Below are 19,899 nucleotides of genomic sequence, written 5' to 3'. Positions count from 1 at the left end.
CCGGTGACCTTTCCCCGGATCACCATCGACCCCGAGGTGATGGGTGGCGCACCCTGCGTGCGGCAGTCCCGGATCCCGGTGGCGACCCTGCTGGCGATGATGGCGGAGGGGATGTCGGTGACGGACATCCTCACCGATCTGCCCTTCCTCGACGAGGACGATCTGGCCGAGGTGTTGAACTTCGCCGCGGACGCGGTGCGCGACCGGGCGGCCCGCTGAGCGTCATCTCCGGCGGGACGTCGTCGCCAGGGGAGCGCTCCACCGGGTAGGTTGCACGCGTGGAGGAGATCGACCGTGCCATCGTCGCCGCGCTGACCGCCGACGGCCGTCTGTCGTACACGGATCTGGCGGAGCGGGTCGGCCTGTCGGTCTCGGCCGTGCACCAGCGGGTCCGCCGGCTGGAACAGCGCGGCGTGATCAACGGGTACACCGCCCGGGTGTCGTTCGAGGCGCTGGACCTGCCGATGACGGCGTTCGTGGCGATCCGGCCGTTCGACCCGTCCCAACCGGACGACGCGCCGGAGCGGCTGGCCCACCTGCCCGAGATCGACTCCTGCTACTCGGTGGCGGGGGAGGACTTCTACCTGCTGCTGGTGCGGGTGGCCGGGCCGGCCGACCTGGAACGGGTGCTCCAGGAGATCCGCACCGCGGCGAACGTCACCACCCGCACGACGGTGGTGCTGTCGACGCCGTACGAGGGGCGACCGCCGAAGATCACCGTCGGCGAGTTGCGGCCCCGGGCCCGGGGTGGCGCGGAGGCGTCGGCCTGACACCCCCCGGTGGGTGCGCCGTCGGTCGGTGGCGTGACGCGGGGCCCGCTCAGCGGCCGTTCCAGCGCAGGAGCACCGGTCGGCCGTGTTCGTGGCCGAGCACGCTGACGGTGGCGGTGTCCAGGCGGAGTTTGCCGCCGCCGGATGGGGGCAGCCCGATCCACCGGGCGCCGACCACCCGCAGCTGGTGGGCGTGCCCGACCAGGCCCACGTTGCCCCGCTCCAGCAGGGGAGTGAGCCGGGCGAGCAGCCGGTCGACCCGGGCGCCGATCTCGTCGGGGGCCTCCCCGTCGGGGCAGCCGTCGGTCCAGATGTCCCAGTCCGGCCGGTCGGTGTGGATGTCGGCGGTGGTGCGGCCCTCGTACCGGCCGTAGTTCCACTCCACGAGGTCGTCGTCGGTGTGGTCGACGGTGAGGCCGGCGAGCTGCGCGGTGCGCAGCGCCCGCCGCCGGGGGCTGGCGAGCACGGTGGCGAGGCGCTGGCCGGTCAGCACCCCGGCCAGCGCGCGGGCCTGCCGCTCGCCGTCGGGGGTCAGCTCCAGGTCGGTGTACGAGGTGTGCCGCCGGCTGGCGCTCCACGTCGTCTCGCCGTGCCGGATCAGGATGATCTCGCTCATCCCCCCAGTCAACCAGCATTCGCCGGGCCCGGCCCGGCTCCGCCCGCAGTTCCCGGCGCGGAGACACCGGTCCGTTTGCCGGTTTCCGCCACCGCCACCGGGAGCGTGCCGTCGTTCTGCGGGGTTCCCACCTGCGGCGGGAGTGGATCGTCACCCCGCCGGTCGGGTGAGTCTGGCGGCGACGGCGTCGAGGACCCAGTCCAGGCCGGTGGCGAAGGAGACCTCGGCGGCCACCTCGGTGCCGTCGTGCACGGCCCTGCTCAGCGCCGGGAAACGGCCGGTGGCCAACATCTTCGTCACGTGCGGGCCGCAGGCACGCTGCCACTCGCGCTTGGACAGGCCGGTGGCGCGTTCGGCCCGCAGGTCGGCGACCTCGCGCCTGATCGCGCCGGTGAAGTAGGCGCTGACCGTCTCCACGGCGCGCATGACGGTGTCGACGTCGGCGAGGCCGTCGAGGGCGGCCAGCGTGGCTTCGGTGACGGCGAGGCCGTTCGGGCCCAGGGCCGGGCGGCCGCCGAGCAGGTCCGCCAGCCATTCGTGCCGCAGCGCGGCCTGTCTGGTGCGGTGGGCGAGGCCGCGCAACGCCTCCCGCCAGTCACCGGGTCGCTCCCCGGGGAGGATCTCGGCGTACACCTCGTCCACCATGAGGTCGAACAGTTGGTCCTTGGTGGAGATGTGGCCGTACAGCCGCATCGGGCCGGCGTTCAGTCGGGCGGCGACCTTACGCACCGACACCGCCGCCAGCCCGCCCTCGTCGGCCAGCGCGATGGCGGCGGCGATGATCTGCCCCCGGTCGAGCGGTACGGGGGGGTTCGGCGGGGCGGGCCGGTCCCAGACACTCATGATCACTCCCTGTCGTTGCGCTGAATTGTAGGGGAGCTATACGGTGTATCGCCATGAGACATCGTATTGCTGTGGTCGGGGGTGGCCCGGCGGGTCTGACCTTCGCCCGGGTCCTGCACCGCCACGGCCACCCCGTCGCCGTCCTCGAACGTGATCCCTCGCCCGACTCCCGCCCTCCGGGCGGCACGCTGGACCTGCACGAGGGGCTGGGGCAGCGGGCCCTGGACAAGGCGGGGTTGCTGGCGGAGTTCGAGGCGCTGTCCCGTCCCGAAGGACAGGCCATGCGCATCCTGGACGCCGCGGGGACCGTGCTGCGGGACTGGAAACCCGCCCCGGACGAGCGGGCCAATCCGGAGATCGACCGCGGGCAACTCCGCGATCTGCTGCTCGGCTCTCTGGACGTGCGGTGGGGGCGGGAGGTGACGCGGGTGGTGCCGGGGGCGGGGGAGGGCGTCCTGGTGCATTTCGCGGACGGGCCGCCGGAGGCGTTCGATCTCGTGGTGGGCGCCGACGGCGCCTGGTCCCGGGTCCGTCCGGCGGTCTCGTCGGTGACGCCGCAGTACACCGGCGTCACCTCGGTCGAGACCTCCCTCGACGACGTCGACACCCGCCACCCTGACCTCGCCCGGCTCATCGGTGAGGGTTCGGTGTCCGTGTACGGCGTGAACCGGTCTCTCGTCGCCCAACGCAACAGCGGCGGTCACGTCAAGGTGTACGCCAGGCTCCGCGCGCCGCTGGACTGGCACGCGCACCTGGACCTGGCCGATGTCGAGGCCACCCGGTCGGGTCTGCTGGCGCTGTTCGACGGCTGGGCCGCTCCCGTGCGCGACCTGCTCGGCCACGGCACCGCCTTCGCCCACCGACCCGTGTACGTCCTACCCGCGTCCCACACCTGGGACCATGTCCGGGGGGTGACGCTACTGGGCGACGCCGCCCACCTGATGCCACCGTTGGGGGCGGGCGCGAACCTCGCGATGCTGGACGGTGCCGAGCTCGCGGAGGCCATCGCCGCCGACCCGGAGAATCTGGACGAGGCGGTCCGCGCCTTCGAGGAACGGATGTGGGCCCGGGCCGCCACCTGGTCGAGGATCACGACGGCCGGTCTGGAACGCCTGGTGAGCCCGGACCCCGCCGAAGCCCTCGCCCTCTTCGACCAGGTCCAGCCCTCCTGACCACCGGCAGCAGACCACCGCTTGCCGCCTATTGTCCTAGGATGGCCTACCGGTGGTGTGCCCCGGCACACCACGAACATCAGCGCCCACGGCGCAAATCCGTTTCGAGCCGGACAGAGCGGGGACGCCACGGGTGCGGGGCATCGGCCCCGTGACCGCCGGAGCGACAGGAGGCGACATGAGCTTCACCGACAAGGCGAAGAACAAGGCCCAGGAGCTGACCGGCGCCGCGAAGGAACGGATCGGCGACGTCACCGACAACGAGCGGATGCGCGCCGAGGGTGCCACCGAGCAGAGCGAGGCGCGCGCCCGGCAGGCCGGTGAGCACGTCAAGGACGCCGGTCGCGACGCCCGGGACGCCATGCGCTGAGCGGATCACCATCCGGACAGCCCCCTGAGCATGCTCAGGGGGCTGTCCGGGTTAGCGTGCGGGCATGGTGGTCGCCCGGTCGTTGGTGTTGTTCGTCCTGGCCGCGCTCGCCGAGATCGGTGGGGCGTGGCTGATCTGGCAGGGCTGGCGGGAGCACCGGGGGCTGTGGTGGATCGCCGCCGGGGTGCTCGCGTTGGGCGTGTACGGCTTCGTGGCGACCTTCCAGCCGGATGCGAACTTCGGCCGGATCCTGGCCGCGTACGGCGGGGTGTTCGTGGCGGGATCGCTGGCGTGGGGGGTGCTGGTGGACGGTTTCCGGCCGGACCGGTGGGACCTGACGGGCGCGGCGATCTGCCTGCTCGGCGTCGCTGTGATCATGTACGCCCCGCGCGGGGTGTGACGCGCGCCGCCCCCGGGACCGGTCGGGTCGTCGGGGGCGGCGGGGTGGGTGTGTCGTGGGGTCAGTCGTCGCGGTGTGCGGCCCACCACTGCTGGCCGGCCTCGGGGAGGGTGTCGATCGGGTCGTAGTAGGCGTAGCGCTTGTTGAGCGCCTCCAGGTCGGCCGACTCGATGGAGGTGCGGTAGTTCTTCGTCCAGTAGGAGATGCCGCGTTCCCGGTCGTACTCGGTGAGCATGTGCACCCAGCGCTTGCCGACGAAGGGCACGTCGCAGACGATCCGGGGGGTGGCGTAGCCGGGCAGGTAGCCCATGATGTCGTGTTGGAGCTGCTGGGCGTGCCAGACCGGGACCCGCCAGTGTTCGGCGTTGGGGATCATGTCGCACATGTAGAAGTAGTACGGCAGGATGCCGGCCTCGCCCTGCAGGGCGAAGCACAGGTCGAGCAGGTCGGGGGTGGTGGCGTTGACGCCGCGCATGAGTACGCCCTGGTTGCGCACGTCGCGGACGCCGACGTCGAGGGCGGTCTGGGTGGCCTTCGCGACCAGCGGGGTGATCGACTGGGCGTGGTTGACGTGGGTGTGGATGGCCAGGTTGACGCCGCGGCGGGCGGCGGTGCGGGCGACCCGTTCCAGGCCCTCGACGACGTCGTTCTGGAGCCAGTGCTGGGGCAGGCCCATGAGGGCCTTGGTGGCGAGCCGGATGTCGCGGACGGTTTCGAGTTCGAGCAGCCGCATGAGGTACGACTCAAGGTTGCGCCACGGGACGTTGGCCACGTCGCCGCCGGAGACGACCACGTCGCGGACGCCGGGGTGGGCCTTGAGGTAGCTGATGTGGGCGTCGTAGCGGTCGACGGGCTTGAGGGTGAGCTTGAGTTTGTCGACGGCGGGGGTGGAGTTGCCGACCAGGTCCATCCGGGTGCAGTGTCCGCAGTACTGGGGGCAGGTGGAGAGCAGTTCGGCGAGGACCTTGGTGGGGTAGCGGTGGGTGAGACCCTCGGCGACCCACATGTCGTGTTCGTGCAGTGAGTCACGGCTGGCGTAGGGGTGTGACGGCCAGTCGGTGCGCCGGTCGGCGGCGACGGGGATCATGTAGCGGCGGATCGGGTCGGCGCGGAACGCCTCGGTGGTCATCGGGGCGAACGGCACCATCGTGTTGATCATCTGGGGTGGCACCAGCATCGACATGGTGGCCAGGGCCTGCTGGTCGGCGGCGAGGTCGGTGTAGAAGGTCTCGTCGACGGTGTCGCCGAGGACGGCGCGCAGCTGCTTGATGTTCTTGACGCAGTTGACGCGTTGCCACTGGGCGTTCTCCCACTGCTCGCGGGTGACGTGACGCCAGCCGGGGAAGCGGGTCCAGTCGGGCTCGACCAGGGGGCTGCGGCGGTATTCGTAGGGCTGGCCGGCGGTCGGTGCGGCGACCGGGGCGGGGCGGGGCCCAGGGATGGTCGCCATCGGTTGGGTCTGGGTCACGGCCCCTCCTCGTGGTGTGCGTGGCCGGGGTGGCCGGCGGGTGCGAGCCGGGGTGGCCGGCGGTTGATGATCGGTAGATCCGAAGGCTACTGGAAAATATCCGGCGAAGAAATTAGTCTGCCGTAAGTTTTCCCGCGATGCGAGTCCTGGTCGGGGCTTCGGGCGGTTGAGGGGGGAGGTTGGTGTGACGTCACCGGTGGGCCTGCACCGTGTCGTGGAGCCGGCGGGGGTGCTGCCGCAGGCGGCCTGGCGGCTGGACGCCGACCCCCGGATCGCCCCGAACGAGGTGCGCATCCGGGTCGAGCGGTTGAATCTCGACGCGGCGAGTTTCCGGCAGTTGGCGCAGAAGCACGACGGGGACGGGGAGAAGGTCCGCGCCGAGGTGCTGGAGATCGTGTCGACGCGGGGCAAGATGCAGAATCCGGTGACCGGTTCGGGGGGGATGCTGATCGGCACCGTGGAGGAGGTCGGTCGTCGGTCGCCGTTGGGGTTGGCGGTGGGTGACCGGGTGGCGACGCTGGTGTCGTTGACGTTGACGCCGTTGACGATCCTCGACGGGTTGGCCCGCTGGGACGGGCGCAGCGAGCAGGTGCCGTGTGACGGGTACGCGATCCTGTTCGCCCGGTCGATCGCGGCGGTGCTGCCGGGGGACCTGCATCCGGAGTTGGCGTTGGCGGTGCTGGACGTGTGTGGGGCGCCGGCGTTGACGGCCCGGGTGGTCGCTGAGCAGGTGGCGCGGCGGGAACGCGCCGGTGACGGGTCGGCGGTGACGGTGGCGGTGATCGGTGGGGGCGGTAAGAGCGGGTCGTTGTCGTTGGCGGCGGCGCGGCGGGCGGGTGCGGGTCGTACCGTGGGGGTGGTGCCGGTGGCGGCGGAGCGGGATGCGCTGGTGGCGGCTGGTCTGGCGTCGGTGGTGGCGTTGGCTGATGCCCGGGATCCGGTGGGGTTGTCGTCGGCGGTGACGACGGCGTTGGGTGGGCCGGCGGACGTGACGGTGGTGTGCGTGGACGTGCCGGGGTGTGAGCACGGTGCGGTGTTGGCCACGGCGGACGGCGGCACGGTGATCTTCTTCTCGATGGCGACGAGTTTCGCGGCGGCGGCGTTGGGTGCGGAGGGGTTGGCGGCGGACGTGACGATGCTGGTGGGTAACGGGTTCGTGCCGGGGCACGCGGATCTGGCGTTGGGGTTGTTGCGGTCGGAGCCGGGGGTACGTGGTCTCTTCGAGTCCCGGTTGGCGGCAGACTGAGTGCCATGACGAACCCCTCGACGTTGTATCGCGGTGGAGTGCTGCACTGTCCGGCGGAGCCGAGCGCGACGGCGCTGTTGGTGCGGGACGGGCGGATCGCCTGGTTGGGTGGTGCGGCGGATGCGCCGGCCGCCGATCGGGTGGTGGAGCTGGACGGGGCGTTGGTGACGCCGGCGTTCGTGGACGCGCACGTGCACGCGACGGATACCGGGCTGGTGTTGTCGGGTCTGGAGCTGTCGTCGGTGCGGTCGGCGGGGGAGTTGCTGGCGGCGGTGTCGGCGTTCGCGGCGGGTCTGCCGGGTGACGCGGTGGTGTTGGGACACGGTTGGGACGAGTCGGCGTGGGGGGATCCGCGGCTGCCGGATGCGGTGGAGCTGGATCGGGCGGCGGGTGGCCGGCGGGTGTACCTGTCGCAGGCGTCGATCCATTCGGCGTTGGTGTCGCAGGCGTTGCTGGCGGCGTGTCCGCAGGCGGCGGTGGTGCCGGGTTTCGATGCGTCGGGGTGGTTGCGGCGCGACGCGCACCATGTGGTGCGGGCGGCGGCGCTGGGTTCGGTGGGTCGGGCGCAGCGGGTGGCGGCGCAGCGGGTGGCGTTGGCGCATGCGGCGTCGTTGGGGATCGCGGCGGTGCACGAGTGTGGTGGTCCGCAGATTTCCGACGAGGAGGACTTCACCGGGTTGTTGGCGTTGTCGGGGGCGGGGTTGCCGGAGGTGTACGGGTACTGGGGTGAGTTGTCGGGGGCGGCGCGGGCGCGGGAGTTGGGTGCGGTGGGTGCGGGTGGTGATCTGTTCGCGGACGGGGCGTTGGGGTCGCGGACGGCGCACGTGTCGCGGGATTACCTCGACGGTGAGGGTTGCGGTCACGGTTATCTGAGTGCCGGTCAGGTTCGTGATCATTTGGTGGATTGTGCGGCGCACGGGATGCAGGGCGGGTTCCATGCGATCGGTGATGCGGCGATCGCGACGGTGTTGGAGGGGTTCGCGGGGGCGGCGGCGGTGTTGGGCACGGACCGGGTGCGGGCGGCGCGGCACCGGGTGGAGCATGCGGAGATCATGAGCAAGCGGTTGATCGCGGGGTTCGTGGAGTACGGGGTGGTGGCGAGTATGCAGCCGGCGTTCGACCGGTTGTGGGGTGGTGCGGGTCGGATGTATGAGTCGCGGTTGGGTCTGGCCCGGTCGTTGGAGTCGAATCCGATGGGGGCGATGCACGCGGTGGGGGTGGCGTTGGCGTTCGGGTCGGATTCGCCGGTGACGCCGTTGGATCCGTGGGGTTCGGTGCGGGCGGCGGCGGCGCATCACAGTGCGTCGCAGCGGATGAGTGTGCGGGCGGCGTTCGCGGCGCACACCCGGGGCGGGTGGCGGGCGGTGCATCTGGACAACGAGGGGGTGATCGCGTTGGGTGCGCCGGCGACGTTCGCGGTGTGGTCGAGTCCGGCGGGGGTGGAGCGGGGGTTGCCGGTGGTGCAGGCCGAGGATCCTGAGTTGCGGGGTCCGGCGGATCCGACGCCGTTGCCGGTGTGTCGGCGCACGGTGTTGCGTGGTGAGGTCATCTATGAGGAAGGCGTTTCGTGAGCGAGCGATCCATCGGTACGGCGCGGCAGGGCGGGTCGGGCAAGCTTGGTCTTGATCCGGTGTTGGTGGGTCGGGCGCGGGAGTTGGCGCGTCGGGCCGGGCAGCCGGTGGTGGATCTGGCGCGGAGTCACACGACGGTGTCGGTGGAGCGGGCGGTGTTGCGGCTGGCGGGGGTGTCGGGGGCGGATCCGGACGGTATTCCGTGGGTGAACCGGTTGGTCGATGCGGTGGTGGCGGATGTGGGGCTGGGGCACGGGGTGGCGTTGCCGGTGTTCGACGCGTTGGCGCGGGAGGGTGTCGACGATGTGACGGTGTTGGCGCAGGAGGCGGCAGCGGGGTCGGTGCGGTTCGTGGTGCCGTCGGGGAGGGCGGCGACGGCGGCGCGGCGGGTGTCGCGGCGGGCGGTGGCGGCGGGGGTGCGGCGGGTTGATCGGCGGCGGGTGGAGCGGGAGCGTCTGGTCAGGCGGTACGGGGATCCGGTGCGGCGGCCGTGGATCTATCTGATCGTGGCGACCGGGGACATCTATGAGGACATTCCGCAGGCGCAGGCGGCGGCGCGGGCGGGTGCGGATGTGATCGCGGTGATCCGGTCGACGGGGCAGTCGTTGTTGGACTATGTGCCGGAGGGGGCGACCCGGGAGGGTTTCGCGGGGACGTATGCGACGCAGGAGAACTTCCGGTTGATGCGGGCGGCGTTGGATGAGACGTCGAAGGAGTTGGGTCGGTATGTGCGGTTGACGAATTATGCGTCTGGTTTGTGTATGCCGGAGATGGCGACGTTGGCGGGTCTGGAACGGCTGGACATGATGCTCAACGATTCGATGTACGGGATTTTGTTCCGGGACATCAATCCGATCCGGACGTTCGTGGACCAGCGGTTTTCGCGGCAGGTGCACGCGCGGGCGGGGATCATCATCAACACCGGTGAGGACAACTATCTGACCACGGCGGATGCGGTGGACGAGGCGCACACGGTGACGGTGTCGCAGTTGCTCAACGAGTTCTTCGCGCATGAGGCGGGGTTGGCGGACTGGCAGTTGGGGTTGGGGCACGCGTTCGAGATCAATCCGGATGTGCCGGAGTCGTTCCGGTTGGAGTTGGCGCATGCGTTGTTGGCGCGGGAGTTGTTTCCGGATGCGCCGTTGAAGTGGATGCCGCCGACGAAGCACATGACGGGTGACGTGTTCCGGGGGAACCTGTTGGACGGGTTCTTCAATCTGGTGGGCACGATGACGGGGCAGGGGATCCTGTTGGTGGGGATGATGACGGAGGCGGTGGTGACGCCGTGGTTGTCGGATCGGGACATCGCGTTGCAGAACGTGCGGTACGTGTTGGGTGCGGCGGGTGGGTTGCACGAGGATTTCGTGCCGGCGCCGGGTGGGTTCATCCAGCAGCGGGCGAACCGGGTGTTGGGTGAGGCGGTGCAGTTGTTGGAGCGGATCGGGGACCAGTCGTTGTTGACGGCGATCGCCGAGGGCACGTTCGGCATCATGAAGCGCCCGGCGGACCGGGGTAAGGGGTTGGCGGGGGTGGCGCGGCACGAGGCCGGCTACTACAACCCGGCGACGGAGATCCTGGAGCAGCCGGCATGAGTGAGCGCACCGAACGCAGTGCGGGCCGCGAGAGCATGCCCGGCGGGAACGGCATGAGTGAGCGCACCGAACGCAGTGAGGGCCGCGAAGGCATGCCCAACGGGAACGGCACGGGTGTCGTGGGGGCTGGCGCGGTCGCCGGGAAGCGGGTCGTGCGGCCGTACGGGGACACCACCGGTGACGGGATGGTGCAGGTGTCGTTCACGTTGCCGGTGCCGCACGACAAGCGGGCCGAGGGTGCGGCGGTGCAGTTGGCGAACCGGATGGGTATCGATCCGGCGATGCTGGTGCACGCGAAGCCGATGAGTGACGGGTTCACGTTCTTCGTGGTGTACGGGCGGGTGAACCACCTGGTGGATCTGGATCAGGTGCAGGTGGTGGAGCGGGACTTTCCGTTGCTGGGCGCCAAGGAGGTCAACGCGGTGGTGAAGCAGCGGTTGCGTCGGAAGTTGTCGGTGGTGGGGGCGTGTATCGGCACGGATGCGCACACGGTGGGTATCGACGCGATCCTGAATGTGAAGGGTATCGCCGGGGAGAAGGGGCTGGAGTATTACCGGGAGTTGAAGGTGACCAATCTGGGTGCGCAGGTGAGTGTGCCGGAGTTGGTGGAGGCGGCGCGGCGGGAGCGGGCGGATGCGGTGTTGGTGTCGCAGGTGGTGACGCAGCGGGATGCGCATCTGCACAACACGCGGGAGATGTCGGCGGCGTTCCGGGAGGCGTTGCCGGCGGGTAAGCGGCCGTTGCTGATCGTGGGTGGGCCGCGGTTCGACGAGACGATGACCGCGGAGTTGGGGGTGGACCGGATCTTCGGTCGGGGCACCACGCCGGGTGAGGTGGCGTCGTATCTGGTGCACGCGTTGGTGACGAGCAGGAAGGCGGGGGCATGAGCGATTCGCGGGTCGGGTTGACGGTGACGCATCGGCGGTATGTGCCGTATTCGCACGCCCATTACGCGGGGAACCTGGTGGACGGGGCGTACACGTTGGGGTTGTTCGGGGACGTGGCGACGGAGGTGTGTATCCGTACCGATGGTGACGAGGGGTTGTTCGCGTCGTACGCGGATGTGCAGTTCCTGGCGGCGGTGCGGGCGGGTGACGTGCTGGAGGTGACGGCGACGGTGGTGCGGGTGGGTACCCGCAGCCGGACGGTCGATTTCGTGGCGCGGGTGGTGTGTCGGGGTCGGCCGGAGCGGGGTGGGTCGGCGGCGGAGGTGTTGGCGGAGCCGGTCGTGGCGGTGACGGCTACGGGCACCGTGGTCGTTCCCGGGGCGGCGTGAGTCTGGCGGTCTGCGCCGACGTCGGGTCGACCTGGACGAAGGCGGCGGTGGTGGACCTGGCCGTGGGGCGGTTGGTGGGGGCGGCGTCGGCGCCGACGACGGTCGGTACGGACGTGCTGCACGGGTTGGACGCGGCGGTGGGTGCGGCGGTCGACGGGGCCGGCGCGGGGCGTGCGGGTGCTCTGCCGTGGTACGTGTGTTCGTCGGCGGGTGGTGGGTTGCGGTTGGCGGTGGTGGGTTACGAGCCGTTGGTGACGGCGCAGGCGGGTCGGCGGGTGGGGTTGTCGGCGGGGGCGAACGTGGTGCACGTGGCGGCGGGCCGGTTGGCGGCGGCGGAGCTGGCGGCGGTGCGGGCGGCCCGGCCGGATGTGGTGTTGCTGGTCGGTGGCACCGACGGTGGGGACGTCGACACGGTGACGCACAACGCGACGCGGTTGGCGCGGGCCCGGTGGCGGGTGCCGGTGGTGTTGGCCGGCAACGTGGACGTGCGGGAGGGGTTGCGGGAGGTGTTGGCGGCGGCGGGGGTGCCGGTGACGGTGGCGGACAACGTGTTGCCCCGGATCGGGGTGTTGGCGCCGGCGTCGGCGCGGGCGGCGATCCGGGAGGTGTTCCTGCGGCACGTCATCGGGGGTAAGCGGTTGTCGCGGGGGTCCCGGTTCGCCCGGTTGGTGCGGGCGGCGACCCCGGATGCGGTGTTGACCGGGGTGGAGGTCCTCGCCGACGTGGTGGGGGGTGATCTGGCGGTGGTGGACGTGGGTGGGGCGACGACCGACGTGTATTCGGTGTTGACGCCGGACGAGCGGGCCGGTGGGCCGGGTCGGGAGGTGGCTGGGGCGTTGTGGCGGGCCCGCACCGTGGAGGGTGACCTGGGGATGCGGTGGAGCGCGCCGGGGGTGGTCCGGGCGGCGGTGCAGGAACGGTTGCTCGATGCGGTCGGGCAGGAGGAGTTGGCGGCGGCGGCGGCGGTGCGGGCGGCTGATCCGGGGTTCCTGCCGGTTGATGCGGCGGGTCGGGCGGTGGACGGGCGGATCGCGGTGTTGGCGGCGACGGTGGCGTTGCGGCGGCATGCCCGGGGTGCGGCGACGGGGGAGCGGGCGGGTCGGGATCTGCGGGATGTGCGGCTGCTGGTGGGTTCCGGTGGTGTGCTGCGTCACGCGTCGGCCGGTGCCGGGGTGGGGGTGTTGGCGCAGGTGCTCGCGGATCGTGCGGGTGGGTGGCCGTTGCCGCGGGCGGCGCGGCCGGTGGTGGATGTGGATTATGTGCTGGCCGCCGGGGGGTTGTTGGCGGGGGAGCATCCGGTGGCGGCGGCGGCTTTGTTGCGTCGGCATCTCGGTGGGGATTGAGACCCGCCGACGCGACACGCCGGGTTGGTGGACGTGACTGGCCGGTGGTGGGTTGACAGCGGCGGGGGTGTAGGCCGTACCGTCTTTGAGTCCTACTACGGGAAGCGGCTGTTGTTCGCTTCGTCCCTTCGTCCGCTGGCCGAGCGACATTGTTGGTGCGTATTTGTCGCGGCGGCCAGGTCCAGCGGGCGGGGGTCGGCGGGGCGGCGCGAACCGGCCGCGGTTACCGGTGTACGGGCAGGGTGAGTGGTACGGCCAGTAGACAACGGCCGGGCGGGGGCAGCCAGTCCACCGTCGGGTCGGTCCGAAGGTCGGCGTCGCTCATTTTGTCCCACCGGCCGGGAAGGGCCTGGGAGCATCGGGGCGCGGCTGAGGCCGCGCCCCGATTTCGTGTCCGCCCGCTGCGGGGGTCGGTGTCACCGGTGTTCCCCGGGGCGGGCCGACCGGCGTCGCGTTGTCCGGGGCGGGGCGGGTCGGCGTCGGGTGGGCTCGGGCCTGCGGCTCGGTGGTTCGGGGGTGCCGGGGTGGGGCGGGTAGCCTTCGGCCCGTGATCGTGGTGAGGTGCCGGTGACGACGCTCGACCGGGATGAGACGCGTACCCCGGTGGTGGTACGACCGACCAGGGGGCCGGTGCCGTTGCGGGTGGCGGTGCCGGTGGCGGTGGCGGCCGGGTTGGCGCTGCTGGTGGCGTTCCCGCCGTACGGGTGGTGGCCGTTGGCGCCGGTGGGGGTGGCCGGGTTGGCGGTGGCGGTGCACCGGCGGCGGTTGCGGGCCGGCGCGGGGTTGGGGTTCCTGACGGGGGTGGCGTTGTTCGCCCCGTTGTTGGCGTGGACGAATCTGCACACCGGGCTGCTGCCGTGGGTGTTGTTGTCGTTGTTGCAGGCCGGCTATGTGGCGTTGCTGGGGGCGGCGTCGGCGTGGGTGTCGCCGGTGGTGGACCGGTGGCGGTGGGCGTGGCCGGTGGTGACCGGGGTGTTGTGGGTGGGGCAGGAGGCGCTGCGCGACCGGACGCCGTTCGGGGGGTTCCCGTGGGGGCGGTTGGCGTTCAGCCAGGACGCGTCGCCGCTGCTGGGGTGGGCGTGGCTCGGTGGGGCCCCACTGGTCACCGGGGTCGTGGCGGTGGCCGGCGGGTTGCTGGTGGTGGGGTCGTGGCGGCGGTGGCCGGGCCCGGACGGGGTGTGGCGGCCGGTGGCCGGGGTCGCGGTCGGGTTGTTGCTGCTGGTGGGGGTGGGGTTGGCGGTGCCCACGGGTGCCGGCGGTGGCCGGTCGGTGCGGGTGGCGATCGTGCAGGGCAACGTGCCGCGGTTGGGGTTGGATTTCAACGCCCAGCGGCAGGCGGTGCTCAACAATCACGCCGATGCGACGGTGGAGTTGGCCGGGCGGGTCGCCGCCGGTGCGGTGCCGCGTCCGGACCTGGTGGTGTGGCCGGAGAACTCCTCGGACATCGACCCGTTGCGCAATGCCGCCGCCGGGGCGCGGATCTCCGCGGCTGCGGACGCGATCGGTGCGCCGATCCTGGTCGGTGCGGTGCTTGCCGGTCCGGGTGACGGTGAGGTGCGCAACGCCGGCATCCTGTGGCGGCCGGGCACCGGCCCGGACATGGCCCAGTTGTACACCAAGCGGCATCCGGTGCCGTTCGCCGAGTACGTGCCGATGCGGTCGTTGGCGCGGAAGGTGTCGTCGCAGGTCGACCGGGTGCGGGCGGATTTCGTGCCGGGGTCGACCCCGGGGGTGGTGGACGTGGGCCCGGTGGTCCTCGGTGACGTGATCTGTTTCGAGGTGGCCTACGACGGTCTGGTGCGCGACACCGTCGACGGTGGGGCGCAGTTGCTGGTGGTGCAGACGAACAACGCCACCTTCGACGTGGCGGAGGCCCGGCAGCAGTTGGCGATGGTGCGGTTGCGGGCGGTGGAGCACGGTCGGGCGGCGTTGATGGCCTCGACGGTCGGGGTGTCCGGGTTCGTCGCCCCGGACGGGCGGGTAAGCGACGCCACCGGGTTCAACACCCGGGCGGTGGTGGTGCGGCAGGTGACGCTCTCCGACGGGCGTACCCCGGCCACCCGGGCCGGGCGGTGGCCGGAGTCGACGCTGGCGGGTCTGGCGGTGGCGGCGTTGGTCGTCGCGGGGATGCTGCGCCGTCGGCGGGAGGTCACCGTCGCCGGGTGAGCCGGCAGGAACGGGGGACAGGCGTGGGTGAGGCAGTCGCGGGGCAGCCCGGGGTGGGTCGGGTGCTGGTGGTGATTCCCACCTACAACGAGGCCGACAACGTCGCCGACGTGGTGGCCCGGGTCCGCCGGGCGGCACCGGCGGTGGACGTGCTGGTCGCCGACGACAACAGTCCCGACGGTACGGGGGCGTTGGCGGAGGCGATGGCCGGCACCGACGCGCAGGTGCACGTGCTGCACCGGCCCGGTAAGGAGGGGTTGGGGGCGGCGTACCTGGCGGGGTTCGGGTGGGCGCGGCAGCGCGGCTACGACGCGGTGGTGGAGATGGACGCCGACGGTTCGCACGCCCCGGAGGATCTGCCGGCGTTGTTGACTGCGGCCCGCGACGCGGATGTGGTGATCGGGTCGCGGTGGGTGGGTGGGGCGCGGGTGGTGAACTGGCCGTGGCGGCGGTTGGTGCTGTCGCGGTGCGGGAACCTGTATGCGCGGATGGCGTTGGGGATGCCGGTGTCGGACGCCACCGGTGGTTTCCGGGTGTACCGGTTGTCGGCGTTGCGGGCGATGCGTCTGGAGTCGGTGTGTTCGCAGGGGTATTCGTTCCAGGTGGAGTTGTCGCGGTTGGCGCACCGGGCGGGGGTGCGGATCGTGGAGGTGCCGATCACGTTCGTCGAGCGGGAGCGGGGGGCCAGCAAGATGAGTCCGTTGATCGTGGCGGAGGCGTTGTGGCGGATCACCACCTGGGGGCTGCGGGACCGGCGGCCGGGTCGGCTGCGTCGCGGTCACGACCGGTGGCCGTGAGGTGGGGCGTGGCATGCTGGAGGAGCGGGCCTGTCGCCCCGGGCGTTGTCCGGTTGACGGTGGTGGGCGGGTGCCGCGCGACGCGGATGAGGTGAGATGCGCCGATACCTGAGGTTCGTGCCACCGGCCCTGCTGTTGGCGGTGGTGGCGGAGTTGGCGGTGTTCGTCGTGGTGGGCCGGGCCGTCGGGTTCGGCACGGCGGTGCTGCTGGTGTTCGCCGCGTCCCTGGTGGGTCTGGTGTTGCTGCGCCGGGAGGGGATGCGCGCCTGGCGGGGGTTCCGTACGTCGGTGGAGTCGCGGCAGCCGCCGGGCCGGCAGGTGACCGATGGTCTGGTCGGGTTGGCTGGTGCGTTGCTGCTGGCGGTGCCGGGTCTGTTCAGTGGTGTGGTGGGTTTGGTGTTGCTGGTGCCGCCGGTGCGCCGGTTGGTGCGCTCGGGGGTGCAGCGGGCCACTGAGCGGCGGGTGTCGTCGATGGTGGCCGGTGACCTGTTCGGCCCGCGTACGGTGCGGGTGCGTCGGGGCGAGCCGGCGACGTCGACGCCGCCGGTCGATGGTGACGTGGTGGCCCCGCCGCCGGTCGACGGGGGTCGGGCCATCGAGGGGGAGATCGTGGAGCCCCGCCGGCCCTGACCGGCCGGTGGTCCCGCCCAGGAGCGGGCACTGTCGTCCCACACCTTTCGGTCCGCCCCGCAGCCCGGGTGGGGCGTGGGCTCCGGTTGTCCCGGTGGGCAGGGAAGCGGTGGTGACACGACGGCGCCCCCGGGGATCTCCTCCCCGGGGGCGCCGTCGTGGTGCGGTACGTCAGGCGCGGCCGCGGCGGGTGCGGACCTCCTGGAGCCGTTCGGCGAGGATGTCCTCCAGCTCGGCGATGGAGCGCCGTTCCAGCAGCATGTCCCAGTGGGTGCGTGGCGGCTTGGCCTTCTTCTGCTCCGGTTCGGTGCCGTCGACGAGCCGGGCGACGCTGCCGTCGAACTTGCACTCCCAGGTGGTGGGGACCTCGGCGTCGACGGCGAAGGGGACCTCGAACTGGTGGCCCTTGGCGCAGAGGTACTCGCGGGTCTGGCGCGGCGCGAGCTCCGTGTTGCGGTCGGATTCGTAGCTGACCGCGCCCAGACGGCTTCCGCGCAGCATGCGCTCGCCCATGATCGACTTCCCCTCGTTCGTGGTGCTGGTCTTCCGGTATAACGGCCGGTCACCGCCGGGGCATTCCCGCCCGTCGGGTGGGACGGCCCCCGCAAGGGTAGCCCGCCGTCGCACCGCCCCGGCGGGTTCGTCTGCGGCCGGGTCGACATCGGTGCCGTGTCCCGGGTGTGCACCGCGATGGTAGCCGCCGCCGGTGCGTCCCGCGCCGACGACGGGCCGTGCCGGGGCGGCCGGTGGCGATAGCATCCGCGGCATGGCCACCACCGTGCATCCCGGCGCGTGCCCCCTGGACTGTCCCGACACGTGTGTCTGGCAGCTCACCGTCACCGACGGGCGGCCGGTGGCGCTGCGCGGCGACCCGGGTCACCCGTTCACCCGGGGCGCGTTGTGCGGCAAGGTCAACCGTTATCTCGACGCGGTCACCGGGCCCGACCGGCTGACCACCCCCCTGGTGCGGGTCGGCCCCAAGGGGGTCGGGCCGGTGTCGTACCGGCCGGCGAGCTGGGACGAGGCGGTGCGTCGGGTCGCGGCCGGGTTGCGGGCCAGCATCGACCTCAACGGACCGGAGTCGGTCCTGCCGTACTACTTCGCCGGCACCATGGGTCTGGTGCAGGGCTGGTCGATGGGTCCGCGGCTCTTCGCCCACCTGGGGGCGTCGCGGTTGCGGACCACCATCTGCACCGCGGCGTCCCGGGCCGCCCTCGGGTCGATCTACGGCGGGTCCGTCGGTTTCGAACCGGAGTCGGTGGTCGAGGCGAAACTGATCGTCCTGTGGGGGGCGAACCTGCTCTCCACCAACCTGCACCACTGGCCGTTCGTGCGGCAGGCCCAACAACGCGGCGCGTACGTGGTCACCATCGACCCGTTGCGCACCGACACCGCGGCCCGCAGCGACGAGCACGTGGCACCGCTGCCCGGCACCGACGCCGCCCTCGCCCTGGGGTTGATGCGGCACGTACGGGACGTCGGTGGGGTCGACCGTGGGTGGTTGGACGCGCACACCGTCGGGTGGGAGCGGATGGCGGCCCGCCTGGACGAGTGGCCGGTGGAGCGTGCCGCCGCCGAGTGCGGCCTCGACGTCGACGTGGTGCGTCGCCTCGGCGAGCGGATCGCCACCACCCGTCCCACCGCCATCCGGATCGGGCTCGGCCTGCAACGGCACGCCGGGGCCGGGCAGGCGGTCCGGGCCATCGCGGCGATCCCCCTGCTCACCGGGGATTTCCGGTATCCCGGCGGCGGGGCGTTGGCCACCACCAGCGGGCATCACCGGGTCGACTCCGACCGGGTCGCCCGGCCCGCCGGGATGCCCGCTCCCCCGGCCCGGTCGATCAACATGAGTCGACTCGCCGCCGCCCTGACCGGGGAGGCGGACCCGCCGGTCACCGCGCTGGTGGTGTTCGACACCAACCCGGTCGCCACCGTCCCGGACCAGAACCTGCTGCGTCGGGGGTTGACCCGCGGTGACCTGTTCACCGTGGTGCTGGAGCAACGCTGGACCGACACCTGCGACTTCGCCGACGTGGTGCTGCCGGCCACCATGCAACCTGAGCACCTGGACCTGCACACCTCCTACGGTCACCACTACGCCACCCTGAACCTGCCGGTGCTGGACCCGCCGGGGCAGGCGCTGCCCAACACGGAGATCTTCCGGCGGATCGCCGCCGCGCTCGGGCTGGACCATCCCCGGCTGCGGGACAGCGACGAGGACCTGGCCCGGCAGCTGCTCGACGGCACCGGCATCAGCTACGACGAGTTGGTGCGCAGCACGTACGTGCGGGCCACGGGGGTGGCGGTGGGGTCCGCCCCGTACGCCGAGGGTGGGTTCCCCAGCCTCGACGGGCGGGCCCGGTTCCACGACCCGCGGCTGACCGCGCAGGGCGTCGACCCGCTCGTCGGGTACACCCCGCCGGTCGAGGTGGGTGACGCGGCGCTGGCCCGCCGGTTCCCCCTGGCGTTGATCTCCCCCGCCGGCCGGTTCTTCCTCAACTCGACGTTCGCGTCGTTGCCGTGGCACCTCGGTCGCACCGGTCCGCCGCGCATCCATCTGCATCCCGTCGACGCCGCCGCCCGGGGCCTGGCCGACGGTGACCCGGCGCGGGTGCACAACGACCGGGGCGAGTTCCTCGCCACCGTCGCCGTGGACGACGCGACCCGCCCCGGGTTGGCGTTCACCTACAAGGCGTACTGGGCCCGGTTGAGCCCCGGCGGCAGCACCGTCAACGCGGTCACCGGGGTCCGGGACACCGACCTCGGTGGGGGGCCCACGTTCCACGACACCCGGGTCGAGGTGCACCCCGCCCCGGTGGGCCGACCGGGCGACGCGGGCGGTGACCCGTCGGGGTCGACTCAGCCCGGCTGAGTGGGGCCGCTGAGCCGGGCCAGCGCGCCGGCCAGGTCACTGACCTGGTCGGCGAGTTGACCGGCCCGGCGTTGGGCGGCGTCACGGTCGGCCTGCGCCGCCGGCAGCAGCCGGTCCAGTTCGGCCAGCCGGGCCCGGTCGGCGGCGGTCGCCCGGTGCGCCTGCGTCACCTCCGCGCGGGCCCGGGTCAGCTCGGCGGTCAGCGTGTCCACCCGGGCCAGGGCGGCGGCCAGGTCCTCGGCGGCGCGGGCGGTCAGCGCGGCGGTCTCCTGCCGGGCGGCCGTCGCGTCGGCCCGCGCGGCGGCGACGTCCCGCCGGGCCGCCTCGGCGGTGGCCTCCGCCTGCCGGGCCTGCTCGGTGGCGGTGTCGGCCCGGGTGCGGGCCGCCGCGGCGTCGGCGTGGGCCTGCCGGGTCTCCTGGCGGGCGGCGGCGGCCTCGGCGGCGGCGCGCTGCGCGTCGGCCGACTCCCGGGCGGCGTCAGCGCGGGCGGCGTCACGTTCGGCGGTCAGGTCGGCGGTGCGTTGCCGTTCGGCGTCGCGTTCCGCGCGCAGGGTCCGCAGCTCGTGCCGGGCGGCGTCCCGGTCACGTTCGGCCTGCACCCGCAGCGCCTGCGCGGCGCTGGCGTCGCGGCGGGCCGCGTCGGCGGCGGTGTCGGCCTGCCCGGCCCGCTGCTGTGCTTCGGCGGCGCGGGCGTCGGTCGCCGACCAGATCGGCGTCTCGCAGATGCACGTGTCGCGGCTGCTCGCCCGGGCCCTGACCAAGACGTA

19 protein-coding genes and 1 pseudogene are annotated in these 19,899 nt (G+C 72.3%); 15 read left to right on the top strand and 5 right to left on the bottom strand.

Features of this window, described 5'->3' with window-relative positions:
* The first annotated feature begins 3 nt into the window (after positions 1-3).
* Both AB0K25_RS25465 and AB0K25_RS25460 read left to right on the top strand, forming a co-directional pair.
* A complete protein-coding gene (locus AB0K25_RS25465) occupies positions 4-219 on the top strand; it encodes a DUF433 domain-containing protein (RefSeq protein WP_208565968.1) in 216 nt (71 codons plus the stop codon).
* A gap of 59 nt (positions 220-278) precedes the next feature.
* Entirely contained in the window at positions 279-770 is a 492-nt protein-coding gene (locus tag AB0K25_RS25460; protein ID WP_208565967.1) for an Lrp/AsnC family transcriptional regulator, read from the top strand.
* Between the two features lie 49 nt (positions 771-819).
* Here the strand turns inward: AB0K25_RS25460 and AB0K25_RS25455 are convergent, their stop codons facing one another.
* Together AB0K25_RS25455 and AB0K25_RS25450 are read right to left on the bottom strand one after the other, a co-directional pair.
* The gene (locus tag AB0K25_RS25455) at positions 820-1,386 is read right to left on the bottom strand and encodes a histidine phosphatase family protein (RefSeq protein ID WP_208565966.1); all 567 of its coding nucleotides are present in this window, start codon (positions 1,384-1,386) and stop codon (positions 820-822) included.
* A gap of 150 nt (positions 1,387-1,536) precedes the next feature.
* A complete protein-coding gene (locus tag AB0K25_RS25450; RefSeq protein ID WP_219461968.1) occupies positions 1,537-2,229 on the bottom strand; it encodes a TetR/AcrR family transcriptional regulator C-terminal domain-containing protein in 693 nt (230 codons plus the stop codon).
* Between the two features lie 53 nt (positions 2,230-2,282).
* Between AB0K25_RS25450 and AB0K25_RS25445 the strand changes: the two genes are divergently transcribed.
* From AB0K25_RS25445 to AB0K25_RS25435, 3 genes are all read left to right on the top strand, one after another.
* Positions 2,283-3,401 carry an NAD(P)/FAD-dependent oxidoreductase gene (locus AB0K25_RS25445; RefSeq protein WP_219461969.1) on the top strand — a complete coding sequence of 373 codons (1,119 nt, stop codon included), beginning with the start codon at positions 2,283-2,285 and terminating at the stop codon, positions 3,399-3,401.
* A 178-nt stretch (positions 3,402-3,579) separates the two neighbouring features.
* Positions 3,580-3,771: a CsbD family protein gene (locus AB0K25_RS25440; protein WP_219461971.1), complete on the top strand. Its 192-nt coding sequence runs from the start codon at positions 3,580-3,582 to the stop codon at positions 3,769-3,771.
* Positions 3,772-3,835: 64 nt separating this feature from the next.
* Positions 3,836-4,171, top strand: a complete 336-nt coding sequence (locus AB0K25_RS25435) for a YnfA family protein (protein WP_219461973.1) — start codon at positions 3,836-3,838, stop codon at positions 4,169-4,171.
* Between the two features lie 61 nt (positions 4,172-4,232).
* Here AB0K25_RS25435 and AB0K25_RS25430 read toward each other — a convergent pair whose 3' ends face one another.
* Entirely contained in the window at positions 4,233-5,621 is a 1,389-nt protein-coding gene (locus AB0K25_RS25430) for a lysine 2,3-aminomutase (protein ID WP_219469975.1), read from the bottom strand.
* A 214-nt stretch (positions 5,622-5,835) separates the two neighbouring features.
* Between AB0K25_RS25430 and AB0K25_RS25425 the strand changes: the two genes are divergently transcribed.
* From AB0K25_RS25425 to AB0K25_RS25385, 9 genes are all read left to right on the top strand, one after another.
* The gene (locus AB0K25_RS25425; protein ID WP_219469976.1) at positions 5,836-6,885 is read left to right on the top strand and encodes a zinc-binding alcohol dehydrogenase; all 1,050 of its coding nucleotides are present in this window, start codon (positions 5,836-5,838) and stop codon (positions 6,883-6,885) included.
* Between the two features lie 5 nt (positions 6,886-6,890).
* Entirely contained in the window at positions 6,891-8,456 is a 1,566-nt protein-coding gene (locus AB0K25_RS25420) for an amidohydrolase family protein (RefSeq protein WP_219461976.1), read from the top strand.
* Positions 8,453-10,048 (top strand): lysine 5,6-aminomutase subunit alpha, encoded by a 1,596-nt coding sequence (locus AB0K25_RS25415; RefSeq protein ID WP_307799036.1) that lies wholly within the window; start codon positions 8,453-8,455, stop codon positions 10,046-10,048. Before AB0K25_RS25420 ends, AB0K25_RS25415 begins: the two co-directional genes overlap by 4 nt.
* 92 nt (positions 10,049-10,140) lie before the next feature.
* The gene (locus AB0K25_RS25410; RefSeq protein ID WP_363823173.1) at positions 10,141-10,935 is read left to right on the top strand and encodes an OAM dimerization domain-containing protein; all 795 of its coding nucleotides are present in this window, start codon (positions 10,141-10,143) and stop codon (positions 10,933-10,935) included.
* Complete coding sequence (locus AB0K25_RS25405; protein WP_208565960.1) at positions 10,932-11,324, top strand: hotdog domain-containing protein; 393 nt, start codon at positions 10,932-10,934, stop codon at positions 11,322-11,324. Before AB0K25_RS25410 ends, AB0K25_RS25405 begins: the two co-directional genes overlap by 4 nt.
* Positions 11,321-12,667 (top strand): glutamate mutase L, encoded by a 1,347-nt coding sequence (locus tag AB0K25_RS25400; protein ID WP_363823097.1) that lies wholly within the window; start codon positions 11,321-11,323, stop codon positions 12,665-12,667. Before AB0K25_RS25405 ends, AB0K25_RS25400 begins: the two co-directional genes overlap by 4 nt.
* Positions 12,668-13,273: 606 nt before the next feature.
* Positions 13,274-14,833 carry an apolipoprotein N-acyltransferase gene (lnt, locus tag AB0K25_RS25395; protein ID WP_308291095.1) on the top strand — a complete coding sequence of 520 codons (1,560 nt, stop codon included), beginning with the start codon at positions 13,274-13,276 and terminating at the stop codon, positions 14,831-14,833.
* 23 nt (positions 14,834-14,856) lie between these two features.
* Entirely contained in the window at positions 14,857-15,630 is a 774-nt protein-coding gene (locus AB0K25_RS25390) for a polyprenol monophosphomannose synthase (protein WP_219461981.1), read from the top strand.
* A gap of 96 nt (positions 15,631-15,726) precedes the next feature.
* On the top strand, positions 15,727-16,260 hold the full coding sequence (locus tag AB0K25_RS25385) for an FxsA family protein (protein WP_219461984.1): 534 nt from the start codon (positions 15,727-15,729) through the stop codon (positions 16,258-16,260).
* 171 nt (positions 16,261-16,431) lie between these two features.
* Here the strand turns inward: AB0K25_RS25385 and AB0K25_RS25380 are convergent, their stop codons facing one another.
* Entirely contained in the window at positions 16,432-16,773 is a 342-nt protein-coding gene (locus tag AB0K25_RS25380; RefSeq protein WP_007070998.1) for an RNA polymerase-binding protein RbpA, read from the bottom strand.
* A 253-nt stretch (positions 16,774-17,026) separates the two neighbouring features.
* Between AB0K25_RS25380 and AB0K25_RS25375 the strand changes: the two genes are divergently transcribed.
* Positions 17,027-19,132 carry a molybdopterin oxidoreductase family protein gene (locus AB0K25_RS25375; protein WP_357533464.1) on the top strand — a complete coding sequence of 702 codons (2,106 nt, stop codon included), beginning with the start codon at positions 17,027-17,029 and terminating at the stop codon, positions 19,130-19,132.
* On the opposite strand, the pseudogene AB0K25_RS25370 reads toward AB0K25_RS25375, so the two are convergent.
* A pseudogene (locus AB0K25_RS25370) lies at positions 19,120-19,899 on the bottom strand (hypothetical protein); the annotation flags it as partial. The gene AB0K25_RS25375 and the pseudogene AB0K25_RS25370 overlap by 13 nt on opposite strands.

Source organism: Micromonospora sp. NPDC049257, from assembly GCF_040678915.1.
Classification (GTDB): domain Bacteria; phylum Actinomycetota; class Actinomycetes; order Mycobacteriales; family Micromonosporaceae; genus Micromonospora; species Micromonospora antibiotica.
Note: the sequence above shows the minus strand (reverse complement) of the source record. Positions and strands in the feature narration are given on the sequence as shown.

Coding starts and splice junctions, on each gene's coding strand:
- AB0K25_RS25455 (WP_208565966.1), bottom strand. CDS start 1,386: ATGAGCGAGATCATCCTGATCCGGCACGGCGAGACGACGTGGAGCGCC.
- AB0K25_RS25450 (WP_219461968.1), bottom strand. CDS start 2,229: ATGAGTGTCTGGGACCGGCCCGCCCCGCCGAACCCCCCCGTACCGCTC.
- AB0K25_RS25445 (WP_219461969.1), top strand. CDS start 2,283: ATGAGACATCGTATTGCTGTGGTCGGGGGTGGCCCGGCGGGTCTGACC.
- AB0K25_RS25440 (WP_219461971.1), top strand. CDS start 3,580: ATGAGCTTCACCGACAAGGCGAAGAACAAGGCCCAGGAGCTGACCGGC.
- AB0K25_RS25435 (WP_219461973.1), top strand. CDS start 3,836: ATGGTGGTCGCCCGGTCGTTGGTGTTGTTCGTCCTGGCCGCGCTCGCC.
- AB0K25_RS25430 (WP_219469975.1), bottom strand. CDS start 5,621: ATGGCGACCATCCCTGGGCCCCGCCCCGCCCCGGTCGCCGCACCGACC.
- AB0K25_RS25420 (WP_219461976.1), top strand. CDS start 6,891: ATGACGAACCCCTCGACGTTGTATCGCGGTGGAGTGCTGCACTGTCCG.
- AB0K25_RS25410 (WP_363823173.1), top strand. CDS start 10,141: ATGCCCAACGGGAACGGCACGGGTGTCGTGGGGGCTGGCGCGGTCGCC.
- AB0K25_RS25405 (WP_208565960.1), top strand. CDS start 10,932: ATGAGCGATTCGCGGGTCGGGTTGACGGTGACGCATCGGCGGTATGTG.
- AB0K25_RS25385 (WP_219461984.1), top strand. CDS start 15,727: ATGCGCCGATACCTGAGGTTCGTGCCACCGGCCCTGCTGTTGGCGGTG.
- AB0K25_RS25380 (WP_007070998.1), bottom strand. CDS start 16,773: ATGGGCGAGCGCATGCTGCGCGGAAGCCGTCTGGGCGCGGTCAGCTAC.
- AB0K25_RS25375 (WP_357533464.1), top strand. CDS start 17,027: ATGGCCACCACCGTGCATCCCGGCGCGTGCCCCCTGGACTGTCCCGAC.